Genomic DNA, 4391 nt, shown 5'->3' with positions numbered 1-4391 from the left:
AGGCACGCGCCAAAGCCAGAACTGGCGGGCATTTGCCTTGTGCACGGCACGGCTATGCTTGCATTGAGTGCCGTCTCCAACCCGCGTGCAGACTGCTTTTCAGGCGAGCGAAGTGCCGCCACCTTTTATCTTGCCCTCCACCTTTTCAGTAAGCTCCGAACTGCTGGTTAGAAGTCGCTATGCAGAAGGTAGTGGGGCTCAGACGTCACCGTGTGCCGGGCGAGGGCTGGTGAGCACCACTCACACGCTATCGATATCAAGGCTGACGTAATAAAGGCCGGTTAAATTTGACTATAAAGGCTGCGTTCGAGCGATCACCACGTCGACAGACCCAAGGCCGAACAAGTAACAGTCGAGCGAACCCGAGTTTTGCTAAAAATTAACAACTTCATGCCAATCAGGTGCCCACAGGTGCGCCAGCACTGGCGATCTCAGTTCAAGCGTCTGGTCACAATGGGCGCATCTGGCTGACCTGCTGCTGTGCTCCACCGATACCACTGCCTTCAACAGCGATGCTTTCGGTGGTCGTGACAGGACGGAGTCTGATAAAACCATTCTTCAATGTCTGTAGTGACGCCCCGACTGGTATTCTCCACTACCCATTTGCTGTCTACTGTGTAACCGGCAGCTATTTCAGGAAAGCAGATCATGGGTATTAGCGTTTACCTTCTCTCAACTGCTAAGCCTACATAACGTCATCAATAACTTAGGGGCAGTACTCGATGAGGATCAGACGGAAAGTTGCTGCCCTTTGGCGTGACAAAGCCAAGGCATCATCCTCCCCGTTGGTCATCCTTTCCCCTTTTATCACGGGAGCGCTATGCCGATCCCTCGTCAAGGGAAAAGCTAATGTTAAGATCTTCACGCGTTTTGATGTCGGACTCTTCGCTTCAGGCGGTTCATCCCTAGACGAGCTGGAAAAACTGCTGAAGGACGGGCACCAGCTTTTCCAGGTCAACGATTTGCACGCCAAGGTTGTCATGGATGAAAGCTTCGTCACCATTGGCAGCCAGAACCTCACTAAGCGTGGAAGGCTCCTCAATAAGGAGTTGACTGCTGCCTTTGATGACTCTGCCGTAAGCAACTTTGTGAGGGAGTGTATATCCCCTTGGCTGGAGGAAGCCAAGCCAATCACCTCAGAGATGATCTCGTTAATGAGGTCCAGTGTTGGGAATGCGTCGGCTTTACACAGAGCATTTCGTGCAGCATGTAAAAAAGGGGAAGAAACATTTCTGACTGGAGCTGAAGCTCTAATGAAAGGAAAGGAGGAGCTTGAACCAACAGATGTTCAGTCAGAACGTATTCGGCAACTCCAAGTAATCCGTGGCCAGATAAGTGCGCGCATGATACCCCTGACAAGGAGCCAGTCTACGTTGGCATGCCGAGTGGTAAAGCCGAGGATTGAAACTCACAGCCCATACCTTAGTGCATCGGGTGGGAGCTTCACCAAATGGCACATCGGTGATAGGTCGGTTGAGCTTGATCAGGGAAATCGATATCTCTGCGTACTTGAAACTGGTGATATCGGCTGGGTAAGGGTCGCTTCAGGGCGTATCACCAAGATTTCCAGAGGCGTCACTACAGACGACGGTCTACTGTCAATCGATAGAGCGTTGTCTCTGGAGCTGTCTGGTGAGATGAAGGATCTAAGAAAGCTACCACCAGGTGCCAATCTTGCTTGTTTTGTCTGGCGTAGTAACGTGAAGATATGCACCATTCCTGTAAGCTTCAGCCTTACCGGCTGCAGTGTACTGGATCCTCTAGTTCATAACAGTCGTCAGTTACGGCTTGGCTCAGGTAATAAAAGCCAGGGGGAAATTATTGACTGGGTTTTGAGTGATAAATCCAGAATGAGAGCCCTGATTATGAAAGAGATTCTAGGGCCATTTAAATTTCACCAGCGTCTTTTGGGTGAAAACGCAGACAGTTTTTTTGGTAAGCCTGGGAGCTATTGCTTCGCCTCTGTAGCTGAGATCAAGGGTTCGCCGATCTTCTTAGTAAGATTTTCATCCGGGAATAAGCGTAAGCGTCGGCGGTATACGCCCGCCGGTACAGAGGCATGATGAGGTTCGACTTATGGTCAATCTACAAGTGCATATGCGCAGGAATTAGTCGACCGGTAGCGTACAGTCAAAGGGAGTGGTGGCAGAGCGATGCGATATTGGTGGGTGAATCACAATAAGACTGCGCGACAGGAGTTGGAGGGCGGCTATCTTTGGGCGCCACTACGTGAGGCTAATGGCGCGCGAAGCCAGTTTTACGAAAACATGCGACGCGCCGAGCCTGGTGACGCTGTGCTCTCTTTTTCTGGTGGACTTATTTGCCATGTTGGTTCTGTCTTAGATTTTGCAAGCCCAGCGCCGAAACCCAGCAAGTTTGGCTCTGCTGGAGAGAATTGGGCCAACAATGGTTGGTTGCTGCCGGTTGAGTGGAGGGCATTGGCCGCGCCCATTCGCCCTAAGGACCGAATCGCAGAGCTGGGGGCGATGATGCCCAAAAAGTACTCGCCGATTCATCCAATTACAGGAAACGGCAATCAGAAGGCATATCTCGCAGAGGTTGGGCAGGCGGCGTTCGAGCTGCTAGTTGGTCCATCCGACTCCACGGAAATACCTGCTGTGCTGGCGCAGCGCGCCGCCATTTCGGGGCTTAAGGGCATCGATGATGCTATAGAAACCCAGATCGCCACTGATCCAGATTTGGACTCCACAACTAAGCAGCAGCTTATCCTCGCGCGCCATGGTCAAGGCTTGTTTCGAGCCCGCGTATTTGAGCTTGAAAAGGCGTGTCGATTGACAGCTGTAGAAACTCCCCGGCTACTGATTGCCAGTCACATAAAACCGTGGCGACTGTGCAGCAGTGCTACCGAGCGGTTGGATGGTGCTAACGGCCTGCTTCTTGCTCCTCACGTTGACCGCCTCTTTGATCGAGGTCTGATCAGCTTCAGTGATCATGGCGAAGTCATTGTCTCGTCACGCCTCGACCGGTTGGACATTAAGCGTCTGGGGCTGCAGCAAGCGTGTGAGAAAGGTTGCGCCCCGTTTCACCCCCGTCAGGCCGTTTATCTAGCCTTTCATCGGGACAAGGTTCTATTGCTCTGAGATCCTGAAAAAGCTCGATAAATCCCTATAGACATCTCCGATAAATCTCGATAGTGTTTGCTTCATGAGCAAATCTACTGATGACATCGACCATTTAAGAGCCCAGGAAGCCGAGCTTGAGCGCCGGCTTAACGAGGTGCGAGAGCGCCGTGCCGAGCTTGAGAAGCTCATGTCGCCCCGCGAGAAAAAAGGGCGACCGCTGCGAGATATCACACTGGACATGCTTCAGGAGGCGCGTTGCCCGCTTAACTCCCTACTGCTGGCGAGTGTGATTCGTCCGCTGCATGGTCGGAGTATTCCCGCAACTCGTTTTGGCACATTGTCGAACGACGAGGCTAGATCCTTCGAGTCTTCTAGAGCACGCCCGGTCTATCTCTGTCACTGTATAACCTATGATCAAGGGCAAGCGGTAAAGCGCTTCTGGGCCCGTTCTGACTGGTCTTTAGCTGATCGCATTATGGCTCCAATGACTGGGCGCATCCTGTTCTTAAAGGGGGCGGCTTGGACGATAAATCTGGCACGCCTGGTTAGTGAAGGACAAATCCCCGCTGACAACCCGGCTACCTTGCAGTATGTGGCGGCCGATCAGGCGCGTGATGCTGGCTTCCCGGTCCAGCGCACAAAATTCCTCTATGACGAGTGGCTGGCAGTGATTTCTGCATCCCTCGATAAACATGAGGCTGAGGACCGCGCCCTGCGTGAGGCCGCGGCTATGGAGCTGGAGCAGCAGCTGTCAGAGCGAGATCAGTTGTTCGGCTCTCGCACCGGGTTGGTCTCCTTACCCGGCTCAAGGAGATCCTGGCGGAGTACGAACGATGACCGTTAAAGGAAGCACTGCGCTTGTCCGGCTTGCCGGCAACCCATCCTGTGAGATCCTTGGTGCCATGGTGATGCAGGAGGGATCGGAAAAGCGATTCTACGAGCGGATTGTTGGTGAGCCGTATGATCGTGAGTTTGGTGAGCGCCAATCTTCAAAGCGGCGTGGTACACAGTTTGAGCGGAACGTCTTTGCAGGCGATGCTAGGCTCCTGCGCGAAGCTTTTTCTCCCTTCTTCGGTATTGATGCTGACGAGATTGTCGTCAGGAACTTGTTTGACGATTACCCAGGCACTAAGGACGACTCTCGAGTGGCGCGTTTGCGAATTACTCGAGGTATCTTGGCCGATGCGGTTGCAGGGCGACCGGTACCGCACATTATCGTCCAGCCCCAACTGCTGCTTCCAACCCGCCCAGGTCCTCGTCCGTATTTCTTCATTGCGCCCGATGTGCTGGTGCGGTCGCCCGTTGATG

4 protein-coding genes are annotated in these 4391 nt (G+C 53.2%); all 4 read left to right on the top strand.

The window, feature by feature from the left end; all coding sequences use genetic code 11:
* The first annotated feature begins 722 nt into the window (after nucleotides 1-722).
* Entirely contained in the window at nucleotides 723-2063 is a 1341-nt protein-coding gene (locus tag J0A65_RS21605) for a phospholipase D-like domain-containing protein (RefSeq protein ID WP_206596399.1), read from the top strand.
* A 204-nt stretch (nucleotides 2064-2267) separates the two neighbouring features.
* Nucleotides 2268-3101, top strand: coding sequence for an HNH endonuclease (locus tag J0A65_RS21600; protein WP_206596398.1), 834 nt, complete (start codon nucleotides 2268-2270; stop codon nucleotides 3099-3101).
* A gap of 64 nt (nucleotides 3102-3165) precedes the next feature.
* Nucleotides 3166-3927 carry a hypothetical protein gene (locus J0A65_RS21595; RefSeq protein ID WP_206596397.1) on the top strand — a complete coding sequence of 254 codons (762 nt, stop codon included), beginning with the start codon at nucleotides 3166-3168 and terminating at the stop codon, nucleotides 3925-3927.
* A partial coding sequence (locus J0A65_RS21590) for a hypothetical protein (protein WP_206596396.1) occupies nucleotides 3917-4391 on the top strand: 475 nt, incomplete at its 3' end. The genes J0A65_RS21595 and J0A65_RS21590, both read left to right, overlap by 11 nt.

Source organism: Bowmanella yangjiangensis, from assembly GCF_017255015.1.
GTDB classification, from domain to species: domain Bacteria; phylum Pseudomonadota; class Gammaproteobacteria; order Enterobacterales; family Alteromonadaceae; genus Bowmanella; species Bowmanella yangjiangensis.
This window is presented reverse-complemented; position numbering and strand designations above follow the sequence as displayed.

Coding starts and splice junctions, on each gene's coding strand:
- J0A65_RS21605 (WP_206596399.1), top strand. CDS start 723: ATGAGGATCAGACGGAAAGTTGCTGCCCTTTGGCGTGACAAAGCCAAG.
- J0A65_RS21600 (WP_206596398.1), top strand. CDS start 2,268: ATGCGACGCGCCGAGCCTGGTGACGCTGTGCTCTCTTTTTCTGGTGGA.
- J0A65_RS21595 (WP_206596397.1), top strand. CDS start 3,166: ATGAGCAAATCTACTGATGACATCGACCATTTAAGAGCCCAGGAAGCC.